General features: G+C 69.9%; 10 protein-coding genes. 9 read left to right on the plus strand and 1 reads right to left on the minus strand.

Translation table 11 applies throughout. From position 1 onward, the window contains the following. Positions 1–187 precede the first annotated feature (187 nt). Complete coding sequence (locus LR394_RS14325) at positions 188–643, plus strand: hypothetical protein (protein ID WP_231441945.1); 456 nt, start codon at positions 188–190, stop codon at positions 641–643. A gap of 33 nt (positions 644–676) precedes the next feature. After that, positions 677–1,270 carry a sugar O-acetyltransferase gene (locus tag LR394_RS14330; protein ID WP_231441947.1) on the plus strand — a complete coding sequence of 198 codons (594 nt, stop codon included), beginning with the start codon at positions 677–679 and terminating at the stop codon, positions 1,268–1,270. Between the two features lie 13 nt (positions 1,271–1,283). On the opposite strand, the gene LR394_RS14335 is transcribed toward LR394_RS14330, so the two are convergent. Then, positions 1,284–1,628 (minus strand): metallopeptidase family protein, encoded by a 345-nt coding sequence (locus tag LR394_RS14335; RefSeq protein ID WP_231441949.1) that lies wholly within the window; start codon positions 1,626–1,628, stop codon positions 1,284–1,286. 94 nt (positions 1,629–1,722) lie between these two features. Between LR394_RS14335 and LR394_RS41590 the strand changes: the two genes are divergently transcribed. From LR394_RS41590 to LR394_RS14375, 7 genes are all read left to right on the plus strand, one after another. Beyond that, positions 1,723–2,319 (plus strand): sugar O-acetyltransferase, encoded by a 597-nt coding sequence (locus tag LR394_RS41590; protein ID WP_331283062.1) that lies wholly within the window; start codon positions 1,723–1,725, stop codon positions 2,317–2,319. 135 nt (positions 2,320–2,454) lie between these two features. Beyond that, the gene (locus LR394_RS14350; protein ID WP_231441951.1) at positions 2,455–5,772 is read left to right on the plus strand and encodes a DUF4132 domain-containing protein; all 3,318 of its coding nucleotides are present in this window, start codon (positions 2,455–2,457) and stop codon (positions 5,770–5,772) included. A gap of 26 nt (positions 5,773–5,798) precedes the next feature. Beyond that, complete coding sequence (locus LR394_RS14355; protein WP_231441953.1) at positions 5,799–6,908, plus strand: ATP-binding protein; 1,110 nt, start codon at positions 5,799–5,801, stop codon at positions 6,906–6,908. Between the two features lie 3 nt (positions 6,909–6,911). Beyond that, positions 6,912–9,233, plus strand: coding sequence for a DUF5682 family protein (locus LR394_RS14360; protein ID WP_231441955.1), 2,322 nt, complete (start codon positions 6,912–6,914; stop codon positions 9,231–9,233). Further along, positions 9,230–10,360: a VWA domain-containing protein gene (locus LR394_RS14365; RefSeq protein WP_231441957.1), complete on the plus strand. Its 1,131-nt coding sequence runs from the start codon at positions 9,230–9,232 to the stop codon at positions 10,358–10,360. The genes LR394_RS14360 and LR394_RS14365 overlap by 4 nt, the downstream gene beginning before the upstream one ends. Beyond that, positions 10,357–12,318 carry a hypothetical protein gene (locus LR394_RS14370; protein WP_231441959.1) on the plus strand — a complete coding sequence of 654 codons (1,962 nt, stop codon included), beginning with the start codon at positions 10,357–10,359 and terminating at the stop codon, positions 12,316–12,318. The genes LR394_RS14365 and LR394_RS14370 overlap by 4 nt, the downstream gene beginning before the upstream one ends. A 213-nt stretch (positions 12,319–12,531) precedes the next feature. Continuing rightward, positions 12,532–14,376 carry an adenylyl cyclase gene (locus LR394_RS14375; RefSeq protein ID WP_231441961.1) on the plus strand — a complete coding sequence of 615 codons (1,845 nt, stop codon included), beginning with the start codon at positions 12,532–12,534 and terminating at the stop codon, positions 14,374–14,376. Positions 14,377–14,418: the final 42 nt, after the last annotated feature.

The following is a 14,418-nucleotide window of genomic DNA, read 5'->3' on the forward strand; positions in this document are numbered from 1 at the left end:
CGGGCTCGCTGAATAATCCGTTTCCCGGAGGGTCGGGATACGTCATGATCCTGGCACGATGTCACGGACGAAACGGCGTAGGACGCCACCGGAGAAGAAGGCGCTGAGTCTCGCGAGGGATCGGCGCAATGCCCACGGAGAGCATGACAAGGCCTCTCGGCGAAGGATTCCCGCGAACAAGCGGCGGGTGAACCGGGCCAACCGCCGGGTGGAGGAGCACCATCTGGCGATCGCGGCGCGCGGCGACGAGGACACGGTGCTGCGCGTGGAGGAACGCCTGCTCGGACGGACCCGGCAGACCTGGCGCAAGACGCCGGACCGGCCGCTGGGGGAGCACCGGGCCCGGCAGCGGAAGCGGCGGGCGCAGAGCTACCGCTCGCACCGCTTCATGCAGTACGTGAACGGCACGCGGCCGGTCCCGGCCGACCTCGACCCGAACCAGGCCGACTGGGTGTTCACGTTCCAGTACTGGTCGGCCGAGGCCGAGGTGATCCAGGACCGGGCCACACAGGAGAAGGCCCGCGCGGCCCGGCAGAAGGAGTTCGACCGCCAGGACGCGCGGCGCAAGCTGGCCGAGCGGCGCGCAGCCCACCGCAAGGCCGCCGTTCAGCAGCGCAAAGGGCTGGCCGAGGGCGGATTCTGATCGTCCTCATGCCCATCGCCTACACTTCACCGGGTGACGCGGGCGGAGCAGGACGTGCTGGAAGGTATCCGAGCGGGCCGGCTTTACACCGAGACCGAGGCGGCCTTCCGGGATCCGCTGCGCCGCGCCGAGGAGATCTTCGCGTACAACCTCACGCCTCCTTCACAACCGGAGCGCCGGCGGGAACTGCTGGAGGTCATTCTGGGCTCGGTCGGGGAGCGCACCGTTCTCCTGCCGCCGTTCCAGGCGGGCTTCGGCAGTAACGTGCATATTGGCGACGACTTCTTCGGCAACGTCAACATCACGTTCGTGGACGACGTCGAGATCCGGATCGGTCACGGCGTGATGATCGCCCCGAGCGTCACGCTCACCACCACCGGCCATCCGGTGCACCCCGATCTGCGGGTGGACTTCCGGCGGTTCTCGGAGCCGATCGTGATCGAGGACAAGGTGTGGATCGGCAGCAACGCGGTCGTGCTGCCGGGGGTGCGGATCGGCTACGGGTCGGTGATCGGGGCCGGCAGCGTGGTCACCCAGGACGTTGCGCCGATGAGCATCGCGACGGGGGTTCCGTGCCGGGTCCAGCGGGCCATCACCGACGCCGATCTGGCTCAGCGGCAGGCCTAGTCTCTGTCGCCCCCTAGCTCCACCCGAGGTCGTGCAGTCGCGCGTCGTCGATCCCGAAGTGGTGGGCCACCTCGTGCCGGACCGTGATCCGGACCTCCTGCGCCACCTCCTGCTCGGTCTCGCAGATCGCCAGGGTCGGGTTGCGGAAGATCAGGATGCGGTCGGGCAGGCTACCGGCGGCCCACCACTCGTCCCGTTCGGTCAGCGGCGTGCCCTCGTACAGGCCCAGCAGGTCGGGGTCGTCCTCGGGGGCGTCGTCCTCGACCAGGATGACGACGTTGCGCAGATTCCTGGTCAGCTGCGGCGGGATCTCGTCCAGGGCCAGGCCGACCAGCCGTTCGAATGCCTCGCGCGTCATCTCCATCACGACACCGATCTTTCCCTACCAGGCTGAGAGCCGTATGGCACCGGTCAGGGGCTCTGCGCAGCCCGTCGTTCTAGACTGGCCGGCCGTGACCCTGGACGAACAGTTCGCGCTGATGGCCACCGGTTTGCCGTACGACGACCTCAGGCCGGAGCTGATCCAGGCTCGTGTGGCCGCGGTGCAGGCGACGAGCGACTACAACACTGCTTATGGACGTCCGCAGCCAGAACGCGAGGCACTGTTGCGGAAAGTGGTGGGCTCGGTGGGTGAGGGCGGCAACTTCGAGCCGACGTTCCGCTGCGAGTTCGGCCGGAACATCCATCTGGGCAAGCACTTCTTCGCGAACTTCGACTGCGTGATGCTCGACGGCGCCCCGATCCGGATCGGGGACAACGTGCTGCTCGGGCCCAAGGTGGGCCTGTACACGTCCAACCATGCCCTGGATCCGGGAGAGCGGCGGGAAGGGGCCTGCGTGGCCCGGCCGATCACGATCGGCAACGACGTGTGGATCGGCGGCGGGGCGAGCGTCCTGCCGGGGGTCACCATCGGGGACGGTGCCGTGGTCGCGGCGGCTGCAGTGGTGACCAGGGACGTCCCCTCCCGGACGGTGGTGGCCGGCAATCCGGCGCGGGTGCTGCGGGAGATCACGGACGCCGATCGCACCGGGTATACGCCCTCGCACTGACGCGCACCGGTTCGGCTGACCGCTCGTGGGCAGTCCGGGCTGGTCAGGGGCTCGATCGGCATTTTGTCGGACCCCGTGGCTAGTGTTCCTCAGCGAATCGAGGAAGTGCTTTTCTGGCGGAGGAAAACCGGGCCCATGCGTGATTTCAGCTTTACCCCGACCTGGCAGCGGCACCTGACTCCCCGTCGGGGCAGCCTCGGAGCCGCTACCTTCACTCCGGTTCCCCGCGCCGGTGAGACAATTCGGGCCTTGCTCGATCAGCAGGCAGCCGATGTGGAGAGCATGCTGAGCATGTCGTCCGCTGATCTGCGCGAGGCCGCCGTCGTGCTTCGCGACGGCCTGGAGAACGCCACCCCGCTCGCGGCGGCGCTGCAGGCACTCGCCCTGGTCCACCGCTGGGACGTCAAGGAGCACAAGGCGCCCTTCGCCGATTACTGGCTGAGCGAGCGTGGTCTGCCGTTCGCCGTCGAGGCGGCGGTCGAGTTGATGGGTCTGTGCATCGACACCGGGGGCAACGGTCTTCGTTCCCTGCGGCCCGGGGAGAAGATCGAATCGGGCTACTGGCTGCCGCAGGCCCAGGTGACGCTGCGGGTACGGGCGGCCCTGGCGGTAGCGTCCGACGCCGAGTACGACGAGATCATCGGCCGGCTGAAAGCACATCGGTCCCGGCACGAGTACCACCGTCTGGCAACATCTCTGCTGGCGCCGACCGAGACCGCCTGGGTGGAAGAGGACATCGCCGCCACCGCCGCGGTGGGAGACGACTACCGGGGCTTTGCCCTCACCCAGGCGCTGAGCACGCTCGAGCAGATGGAACGCCTGGAGAAGGCGGTCCGGGCGCCGTGGTACTTCCTGTGGGTGGTGACCGGTAGCCATGCCTACGTGGCCACGCTGACCGATGCCCTGGGTACCGGTGTCCTGCCGGTGCTCCTGCGCTGGTTCGACGAGAAGGAACTCGACACCGAGGCCCGGCGGCGGATCCTCTCGGTGATCGCGCAGATGCCGGCCGAGGCCGCGATCCAGGCGCTCGCCGACCGGGTGAGTGAGAAGTTCGTCCTGCCGGCCCTGCTGGAGGCGTCCGAGCGATTCCCGGCCCTGGCCCTGAAGGTTCTGGCCGCCGCCGGGAGCCGAGGCCAGCTGGCTGAGCTTCTGACCGCACACGTACGGACCAACCGCGAGCTGGCGCAGCACGAACTGGCCGCTCTACCGTCGGAGGCCGCGAGCCGGGTGCGGGCCGTGCTGCAGGATGCGGTCGCCCTGGACGAGGCTCCTGCGCAAGCCCTGCCACCGCTGCTGGTCACGCCGCCCTGGGTGAACCGGGCCAAGGTCGCCAAACCCGTGGTGGTGGGAGGTTTGAGCTGCGCTGATGTTCCGGTGATCAGCTGGCTGGAGCAGGAGCAGGAGAAGTTCGGCGTTCACACCGGGTTCGATTTCTCCAACGACTCGCACAGCTGGGAGGAACGAGCCCAGGGCGTGCTGCGCGGCAGCTCCTTCTGGTGGGAGGGCCCGGCCTTCTTCGCTCTTGCTCCGGAAGAACTGGCCCGGCCCCTCCTGGCGGAGTGGACCCCGCACGAGTACACCGAGGCCGACGATCTGGGACCGGTCGTCGCCCGGTTCGGGGTGGCCGCTCTGCCTGCCCTGATCCGCCGGGCCCGGCAGAGCCCGAGCCTGGTGGGCCCGGTGCTGATGCCGCTCGCCGCGCCGGTACTGGCCGTGCTGATGGCTGATTGGCTGGCCCGGCTCAAGAGCGTGCGTTCGCTGGCCGCGACCTGGCTGTTGCGCCACGCCGAGCCCGCCGCCCGCGCGCTGGTTCCGCCGGCTCTGGGTAAGGCCGGGACGGCCCGGCGTCAGGCGGAGAACGCCTTGCTGTACCTGAGCACCCACGGCCGGCGCGAAAGCGTGGAAGAGGCTGCTCGGGGCTACGGAGAGCAGGCCGAGGCGGCGATCACGGTGCTGCTGGAGCGTGACCCGCTGAGCCTGTTGCCGAGCAAGGTTCCGGCTCAGCCGGTCTGGGTTCAGGCCGCGGTGCTGCCGCCGGTGCGGCTGCGGGACGGTTCCGGAGTGCTTCCGGCATCGGCGCTCGAGCACCTGGTCACGGTTTTCGCCCTCAGCCGGATGGACCAGCCCTACGCCGGGCTGGAAGTGGTCCGCGAAGCGGTGCTCCCGCAGGATCTGGCCGGGTTCGCCTGGCAGCTGTTCCAGCGCTGGTTCGCGGCCGGCGCGGTGGCCAAGGACAACTGGGCGCTCGACGCTCTGGCCCTGGCCGGGGACGACGAGGCGGTCCGCAAGCTGACCCCGATGATCCTGGCCTGGCCGGGCGAAGGTGGGCATGCGCGAGCGGTCACCGGGGTGGCGGTCCTGGCCGGGATCGGCACCGACGTGGCGCTCATGCACCTGCACAACATCGCCCAGCGGGCCAAGTTCAAGGGCCTGAAAACCGCCGCCCAGGCCAAGATGAGCGAGGTCGCCGAGGCGCTCGGCCTGACCAGCGAGCAGTTGGCCGACCGGCTGGTCCCGGGACTCGGTCTGGCCGCCGACGGCAGCCTGCGGCTGGACTACGGCCCGCGGCAGTTCGTCGTCGGATTCGACGAGCAGCTCAAGCCGTACGTCGCGGACGCCTCCGGCAAGCGGCTGAAGAGCCTGCCCAAGCCCGGCGCGAAGGACGACCCGGAGCTGGCACCGGCCGCCTACCAGCAGTTCTCGGCGCTGAAGAAGGACGTGCGCCGGATCGGCCCGGACGTGATCCGGCGCCTGGAACGGGCCATGGTCACCAGCCGGCGCTGGAGCGGCGCCGAGTTCCGGCAGCTCTTCGTGGAGCACCCGCTGCTCTGGCACATCGTCCGCCGTCTGGTCTGGGGCCAGTACGACGAGCAGGACCAGCTGATCGGAACCTTGCGGGTGGCCGAGGACCGGACCTTCGCCGATGCGGACGACGAGGAGGTCACGCTGAGCGACGACGCGGTGGTCGGGGTGCTCCACCCGCTCCAGGCGGGCGCCGACGTCCCGCTCTGGGCCGAGGTTCTGGCCGACTACGAGATCCTGCAGCCGTTCGCCCAGCTGGCCCGGCCGGTCTTCGTGCTCACCGAGAAGGAAGCCGCCGACGGACGGGTGGAACGGTTCGAAGGACTGAAGATCCCCAGCCGGAAACTGCTCAGCCTGGAACAACGAGGCTGGCTGCGGGAAGACCCGATGGACGCCGGCTACCAGGGATCCATGCAGGTCTCGTTCGATTCCGGGGTGGAGTGCGGGATCCAGCTGGAGCCCGGACTGATCGTCGGGGACCCGGACTTCTGGGAAGAACAAACGCTGTCCGACGTCTCGCTCAGCGCCCGCAGCGCCTGGGCCACCGAGCAGATCCGGGCCGGCCGGCCGTTTCCGCTGCGGGAGCGTGATCTCATCGCGGTCTCCGAGATCCTGCGCGACCTGACCGACATCACCCAGCCGTCGGCCTGACGAATCCGAGAACTGGAGCACTGCAGATGGAAGCCGTAGAGGTCACCGCGCCGGCCGAACAGGTCCAGCGCCCCCGCGCGGAGGTCCGGTACGAGCAGGAACTGGCCCGCCTGAAGGCCGACGACCAGGCGGCCCGGCCACCCGGCTGGGCGCTGAGTGTGCAGGCCGCCCGCCGGTTCATCGTGGGCGATCAGAAACTCGACGTCAGCCGTAAGTTCGTGGGCGACCCGTCGCTGATCGAGCGCGCCCTGGTCACGCTGGCCACCAGCCGCGGCCTGATGCTGGTGGGCGAGCCCGGCACGGCCAAGTCGCTGCTGTCGGAACTGCTGGCCGCGGCCGTCTCCGGCGACTCCACCCTGACCATCCAGGGCGGGGCCGCCACCACCGAGGACCAGATCCGCTACTCGTGGAACTACGCCCTGCTGGTCTCCGAAGGCCCGTCGCAGCGCTCGCTGGTGCCGGCCCCGCTGCTGCGCGGCATGGCCGAAGGACGCACGGTGCGCTTCGAGGAGATCACCCGCTGCCCGCTGGAGGTCCAGGACTGCCTGCTGTCACCGCTGTCCGACCGGGTGCTGGCGATCCCGGAACTGACCGGGCCCGGATCGATGGTCTTCGCCCGCGACGGGTTCAACATCATCGCCACCGCCAACACCCGCGACCGCGGGGTGAACGACATGAGCTCGGCGCTGAAGCGGCGGTTCAACTTCGAGACCGTCTTCCCGATCGCCGACCTGGGCACCGAACTGGCCCTGGTCGAGGAGGAAGCCACCAAGCTGCTGCAGCGCTCGGGAGTGACCGCCGCGCCGAACCGGGGCGTCACCGAGGTCCTGGTCACCGCGTTCCGGGAACTGCGCAGCGGCCAGACCGCCCGGGGCGATGCGATGGAGCGGCTGTCGGCGGTGATGAGCACCGCCGAGGCTGTCTCGGTCGCGCACGCCGTCGGGCTGCGCGGCTGGTTCCTGCGCGGTGAACCGGGCACGGCCGAGGACCTGGTGGCCTGCCTGGCCGGTACCGCCGCCAAGGACAGCCCGGAAGACCTGGCCAAGCTCCGCCGCTATCTGTCGCAGCAGGTCACCTGGCGCTCCGGGGACCACTGGAAGGCCCTGCACTCGGCCCGTCACCAGCTTCCGGGCTGAACCGTGGCGGTCACCTTCATCGGCGTCCGGCACCACAGCCCGGCCTGTGCCCGGCTGGTCGCCCGGACCATCGACGAGCTGCAACCGGCCTACGTGCTCATCGAAGGCCCGGCCGACCTCAACCCCCGGCTGGACGAGCTGCTCCTGGGCCACGAACTACCCGTGGCCGTGTTCACCAGCTACCGCGACGAGGAACGGCGCCATGCCTCCTGGGCGCCGCTGTGCGACTACTCACCCGAGTGGGTCGCTCTGACCCGGGGCCGGGCCGTGGACGCCCAGGTGCGCTTCATCGATCTGCCGGCCTGGCACCCGGCCTTCGCGGGCGTCGGAAATCGTTATGCCGACGCCGAACTGCGCTACGCCGAGGTACTGGAACGGCTCTGCCGGGAGTTCGGCGTCGACAACGTGGACGTCCTGTGGGACCACCTCGTGGAGATCGCCCCCGCGGACGATCTGGCCGAACGCCTGGTCACGTACTTCGACCTCGTCCGGGGCGAGACCGCGGCCGATGAGGGCGACAGCGCTCGCGAGGCGTACATGGCGCAGTGGGTGGCCGCCGCCGCGCAGGCCGGTGGGGACGAGCCGGTGGTCGTGGTGACGGGCGGATTCCATCGCCCGGCGCTCGTGGCTGCACTGGCCCGGGCCGGGTCCGGGGGAGACGAGCCGCAGGATCCTGGCCCTTCTGCGGGATCCTCTTCGCCGCCGTGGCCCGACATTCCGGCCCTGCCCACCCACGCACACGGCGGCAGCTACCTGGTGCCGTACTCCTTCCGCCGCCTGGACGCCTTCGACGGCTACCAGTCCGGCATGCCCTCACCCGCGTACTACCAGGCCCTCTGGGAGTACGGCCCGCACGGCGCGGCCCGCCACCTCTCCGAAGCCGTCACCACCAGGCTTCGAGAGCGCAAGCAGACCGTCTCCACTGCCGATCTGATCGCCGCGCGGACCACGGCCGAAGCTCTGGCCATGGTCCGCGGCCACACCCATCCGGCGCGCACCGACGTTCTGGACGGTCTGGCATCGGCGCTCGTGAACGAAGCCCTGGACGTCCCCCTGCCCTGGACCAGCCGGAGCCCACTCGGCAGCGGCAACCATCCCGTCGTGGTCGAGATGATCGCTGCCCTGAGCGGATCCCGGGTCGGCCGGCTGCATCCCGATACCCCCGCGCCTGCGCTGGTTCACGACCTCGAGGCCGAGCTCGAACGAGAAAACCTCGCCGGCAGCGCCAATCACGAACTCGACCTCACCCGCGAGCACGACGCCAGGCGCAGCCGGCTGCTGCACCGGGTGCGGCTGCTCGGGATCCCCGGGTTCCACCGTGAGCGCGGGCCGAGCACCGGTCTGGACCCGCAGTTGCACGAACACTGGCAGGTCCGCGTCCACCCCGACCGCCTGGCCGCAGCGATCGAGGCCGGCGCCTACGGCGCCACCCTGACCGATGCGGCCGCGGCAGCCCTGACCGAGCGGGCGGTCACGGCCGGCAGCGACGTGGACAAGCTGGCTCGGGTGCTGTTCGACGCGGCGCTCGCCGGGCTGAGCACGGTGCTCGACGATGCGCTCCAGGAGGTGGACCGAGCGGTCGGGCGCGTGCCTGAGCTCGCGCCGCTGGGCCAGCTGCTGGCGGTCGTGCTCACCATGTGGCGGCACGACCGGGTTTTCGGTACCGCGCACACCACGGCGCTGAGCACGGTGATCGCCGCCGCGGTGCGGCGGATCCTGTGGCTGGTGGAGGGTGTGCACGGCGGACCGCAACCGGCCGATCGGGGGCGGATCGGCGCGTTGGTGGCCTGCCGCGACGCGTTACGGCACGCGGGCACCACGCTGAAGCTCGACCGCGAGGATGCCCTTCGGATCGTCGGGCGGGTGGCCGCGAACTCGGCGGTGCCCCCTGACCTGCGGGGTGCGTCCTTCGGCTTTGAGTGGTCCTTCGCGGCTGTCGGCGATCCGGAGCGGGTCGTGCGGGGTGCGTTTCAGCCGGCGACTGCGGGGGACTGGCTGGCCGGGTTGTTCGCCCTGGCCCGCGAGGAAGTGCTGCACACCGAAGCCGTGCTGACGCTGCTGGACGAACGGATCACCGGGATGGACGCGCACGAGTTCCTGGTCGCGTTACCCGCTCTGCGGCAGGCTTTCGAGTTCTTCCCGCCGCGGGAACGGGCCCAACTGGCCGAGCGGCTGCTGGCCCGACGCGGACACCACGGCGATGCCCGGGCTCTGTTGCGCGGGGTGAACGATCCGGAACGGGTGGCCGTGGGTATGGCCCTGGACCAGCGGGTCGATGCCCGCCTGCGCCGGGAAGGGCTGATCGTGCAGGAGGTGCGACCTTGATCGATCCGGGACTGGAACGCTGGCGCCTGGTGCTGGGCACTCCGGCCGGAGCCCTGGGACAACTGGATGACGAGGCCAGCGGCCGGGACGCTGCCCTGGACTGGTTGTACGGGCGCGACGCGGACCTGGAAGCCCGCGGGGTGCGCAGGGCGCCCCTGCCGGATCGGCACGGGGGCGCCGGGGACTCGGTCGTCACCACCGTGGACTGGCTGAACGACATCACCCGGCTGTTCCCGAAGGAGACGATCGAACGGCTGCAGCGCGACGCGGTCGAACGCTACGAGATCCACGACGTGGTCACCGACCCGACGGTGCTCGAGACGATCGAGCCGAACCCGGCCCTGCTGCGCGCGGTCCTGCAGACCAAGCACCTGATGAATCCGGAGGTGCTGCGCCTGGCCCGGCGGATCGTCGAGACGGTGGTGCGGGAGCTGATGGAGAAGATGAGCACGCAGGTCCGGACCGCGTTCTCCGGCACCCGGTCGCGGCGGCCCAGCCGCTGGAAGCAGGCCCGCGACTTCAACGTCAACCGCACGATCCGCGCGAACCTCGGGCACTACCGGCCCGAGGAGCAGCGCCTGTACATCGATACCCCGCACTTCTACTCCCGCGACCGCAAACACCTGCAGCAGTGGCAGGTGGTGCTGCTGGTCGACCAGTCGGGCTCGATGACCGACTCGGTGATCCACTCGGCGGTCACTGCGGCCTGCCTGTGGGGACTGCCGGGGGTCCGGACCCACCTGGTCGCCTTCGACACCGGCGTCGTCGACCTGACCAGCGACGTGGACGACCCGGTCGAGCTGCTGATGAAGGTGCAGCTCGGCGGGGGCACCGACATCCATCGGGCGGTGCGCTACGGCGCCGGGCTGATCGAGCAGCCGCGCCGGTCGATCGTGGCGCTGATCAGCGACTTCTACGAGGGCGGGGATCCGGGGCCGCTGGTGCGCCAGGTCGCCGAGCTGGTGGAGCAGGGCACCAAGGTGCTGTGCCTGGCCGCGCTCGACGAGCAGGCCAATCCGTCCTACGACCGGACGACGGCCCAGCGCCTGGCCGACGTCGGGGCCGCGGTGGGCGCAATGACACCGGGCGAACTGGCCTCCTTCGTTGCCGAGCAGGTGGGACGATGAGAGCGGAACTGCTGGCCCTCACCCCGGACTCGCTGGCCGAGCTGACGAACCGGGGCCTGGTGAAACGGGCCACCCGCGATGTCGAGCGAGCAGCTCCGGTGGTGGTGGAGAACGAAGCGGGGACGCTTGCGGCGACGTTCGCGGACGGGGTCACCACGGAACTTCCGGTCGGGGGACTCGAGGCCGGGCGCTGCAGCTGTGGTGCGGTGGGGATCTGCCGGCACGTCCTGGCACTGGTGCTGGTGTACACCGCGAGTGCTCAAGAACCCGATCAGGATGTCTCAGGGCAGGCCGGGGCGGAGCACGAGGGCGCCGCCGAGGCGATTCCAGAGAACGACTGGAGCCCAGCCACTTTCACCGACGAAGAACTTGAGGCACACATCGGCAAACGGGCCCTGACCGCAGCCCGCCGCGCTCACAAGGCCGGTTATGCGGCTCACGTGCGCCGGGCCGCCGCCACGAACCCGGTGCCGAGCGTGGATCTGCCGTCGGCGACCGTGCGCTTCCACGTACCCGGCGACCTCGGCTATGCCCGTAGCGATGCCAAGGCCGGAACCCGCGAAGACCTGATCGCCCTGGCCGTCTGGGCCTTCCGGGCCGCCGACGAGCAAGAACCGACCAAGCCTGAGGTGCACGTCCAGGTCGGCGGAGAGGCAGCGGGCGACGGAGGTAACGAGCTGGAAGAAGCAGTCACCCTCGCCACCACCGTATTGACCGAAGGCGCCGTCAACCTGGAGACCGGCCTGGCCACCCAGATCGCCACGGCCCGCAAGTCGCTCGAGGCGGCCCGGCTGCGCTGGCCACTCCTGGCACTGGACGATCTGGACACCCAGCTGCAGGCCTACCGGGACCGCTCGGCCCGTTACCGGCCGGAGGCCCTGGCCGATCACGTCGCGGAACTCCTCGCCCGCCACCGCGCGGTCACCAACGACGGAACCGGTCTGCACTCGCGGATTCTCGGCACGGACGAGGCATCGCAGACCCAGCTACGCCAGGCCCGGCTCGACGGTCTGGGCGCCCGGGTCAGAGCGTTCGGTGACGAGCGCACGGTGGAGGTGTTCCTGGCCCATGCGGACAGCGCTTCGGTGCTGGTGCTGCGCAAGGTCTACAAGGCCGGCGAGCGGGGTGACGGGCTGGCGGCCCGGCGCGTGGCGGGGACCACGATCCAGCGCCTGGCCGGGAGTTCGGTGATCACCGACTCGGCCCAGCGCAGCGCCAGCCGCACGGTCCGCATCGGCTCGGGCAGTCTCAGCCGCACGCACGCGATGACCGCCGCCCGCCCTTGGCAGCACCTGCCCCCAGGCATCATGGCACCCGATCTGCAAGGCCTGGCCAGGGAACTGGACGAACTTCCGCCCCGCCTGGTTCGGGCCCGGGTGGAAGCCGAACTGGTGCGGGTGATTCCGCTGGCCGGGGTCGAGGCGGTCACGTACTCACCCGGCGACCAGCGTCTGGACGCGGTGGTCACCGATGCCGTCGGCACGGCCGCGCTGATCTCGGCGACCCACGAATCCTGCACGCCAGGAAGGCTCGACGCGCTGGCCGCGGCGCTGGAGGACGATCCTCGCTACGTGTCGGGAATGGTGGCCCGGCGGGGCGGCCGGATTCTCATCGATCCGATCGCCCTGGCCTTCGAGGACCGGGTGATCGTGCCCGACCTCGCCCCTACTGGACGCACCGCGGCCGCCGACGGGCCGGCGCTCGGTGCGCCCGACGTCCTCCATCAGGCTCTGGACGAAACAGCCGCCCTACTGGCCGAAATCGCCCATCGGGGAATGGGGCACTTACCACCGACGATGACCGATCGCCTGCAGACCGCGGCAGGAATGCTGCGCACTGCCGGACTGGTGGCCGTGGCAGCCGACGTCCAGCAGCTCGTCAGTACGCCGCCTCACCAGGCCGTAGACGTGTGGGCGAACGCGTATCTGAGGGTGAGCCTGGCCCGGGATCTCAGCTGATGGAAGGCACGACCTGGCCGTGCCAGGGGCCGTCGCTCGAGGTGCCGTCACCCCAGCCGCTCCATCAAGGTTCTCTCGCCGGACCGTCATGGTCTCCTCAAACGGCCCGGACTGCCTTGACCCAGGCCGCAAATGGGGCAATTCTCCGGAGTGAGCCATCCCTGATGACCTGCGACGCAGCCGCGTCCCGTCAAGCTCAGCTAGGAGTTACTGATGTCCCCCGCACCCCGCTCGGCCCGGCCACCCGGTCGCACCGCCCTGGCGATCCTGATCGGCTCGGTCCTGGCCCTGCTCGCCGGTCTCGTCGCGTTCTCGCCGATGGGCCCGGCCACCGCCGCGCCGTCCGAACCGGAGGCGCCGGCGATCGAGACCTCGGACACCCCGGACCTCGGTGAGAACGTCAAGGTCTACGACGAGTCCACGCCGGCCGAGCAGATCCAGGCGGACTTCGACGAGGCCTTCGAGGCGCACAAGGTCAGCCCGGACGCGCAGTTCGGCGAGCAGCGCTACGCCTTCCTGTTCAAGCCCGGCACCTACGACCGGGTCTGGGCCAACCTGGGCTTCTACACGTCGGTGGCCGGCCTCGGCCGCAACCCCGACGACGTGACCATCAAGGGTGCGGTCAACGTGGACTCGGGCTGGAATCACGGCGACACCGCCAACGCCACCCAGAACTTCTGGCGCAGCCTGGAGAACGTCTCGGTCGTCCCGGAGGAGGGCACCAACCGCTGGGCGGTATCCCAGGCCGCGCCGATGCGGCGGGTGCACATCAAGGGCGACCTCACGCTGGCCCCGTCCAACCAGGACAACGGCCAGGGCTACTCCAGCGGTGGCTACCTGGCCGACAGCTTGGTCGACGGCAAGGTCTCGTCCGGCTCGCAGCAGCAGTGGTACACCCGCGACAGCTCGATCGGCAGCTGGGAGGGCGGGGTTTGGAACATGGTCTACTCGGGGGTGGAAGGCGCTCCGGCCAACGCGTTCCCCGACTCGCCGCACACCACGCTGGACAGCACGCCGGTGACCCGGGAGAAGCCGTACCTGTACGTGGACGACGAGGACAAGTACCAGGTCTTCGTGCCCTCGCTGCAGCGTGACTCGGCCGGTACCAGCTGGCCGGACACCGCGGGCGATCCGATCCCGATGAGCGAGTTCTACGTGGCCAAGCCGGGCGACAGCGCGGCCACCATCAACCAGGCGCTCGAGCAGGGGCTGAACCTGTTCTTCACCCCGGGCACCTACGCGGTGGACGAGACGATCAAGGTGACGCGGGCCGACACGGTGGTCACCGGCATCGGCTTCCCGACGCTGATCCCCGAGGGCGGGGTCACGGCGCTGAGCGTGGACGACGTGGCCGGGGTCAAGGTCAGCGGCCTGACGTTCGACGCGGGCACGACCAACAGCGAGACGCTGATGACGGTCGGGACCGAGGGGGAGCACGCCGACCACGCGGACAACCCGACCAGCATCCAGGACGTGTTCTTCCGGATCGGCAGCAGCGTCCAGGGCAAGGCCACCACCACGCTGGTGGTCAACAGCGACGACACGATCATCGACCACATCTGGGCCTGGCGCGCGGATCACGGTGGTGCCCCGACCGGCTGGGGTGTGAACACCGGCGACACCGGGCTGATCGTGAACGGTGACGACGTACTGGCCACCGGTTTGTTCGTGGAGCATTACCAGAAGTACGAGGTGATCTGGAACGGCGACCGCGGCAGGACCATCTTCTTCCAGAACGAGAAGCCCTACGACGTGCCGGACCAGGCCGCCTGGATGAACGGTGACCAGAACGGTTACGCCGCTTACAAGGTCGCGGACGACGTCACCGAACATGAGGTGTGGGGCGGCGGATCGTACTCGTTCTTCAACGTCAACCCCGAGGTCAAGCTCGACCACAGCTTCGAGGTGCCGGAGAAGGACGGGGTGCGGCTGCACAGCCTTCTGACCGTCTCGCTGGGTGATGTCGGCACGATCAGCAACGTCGTCAACAACACCGGCGGTGCAGTGCCCAACCCGGCAGGTAACACGACGCCGCGCAACGTGGTCTCGTACCCGTGAGGTAAGTGCCGGGCCGGTCAGGAGGCCGGCCCGGCACAGAGG

Origin of the sequence: Kineosporia babensis, assembly GCF_021129305.1 — a bacterium.
In the GTDB taxonomy this organism is placed as follows: Bacteria; Actinomycetota; Actinomycetes; order Actinomycetales; family Kineosporiaceae; genus Kineosporia; species Kineosporia babensis.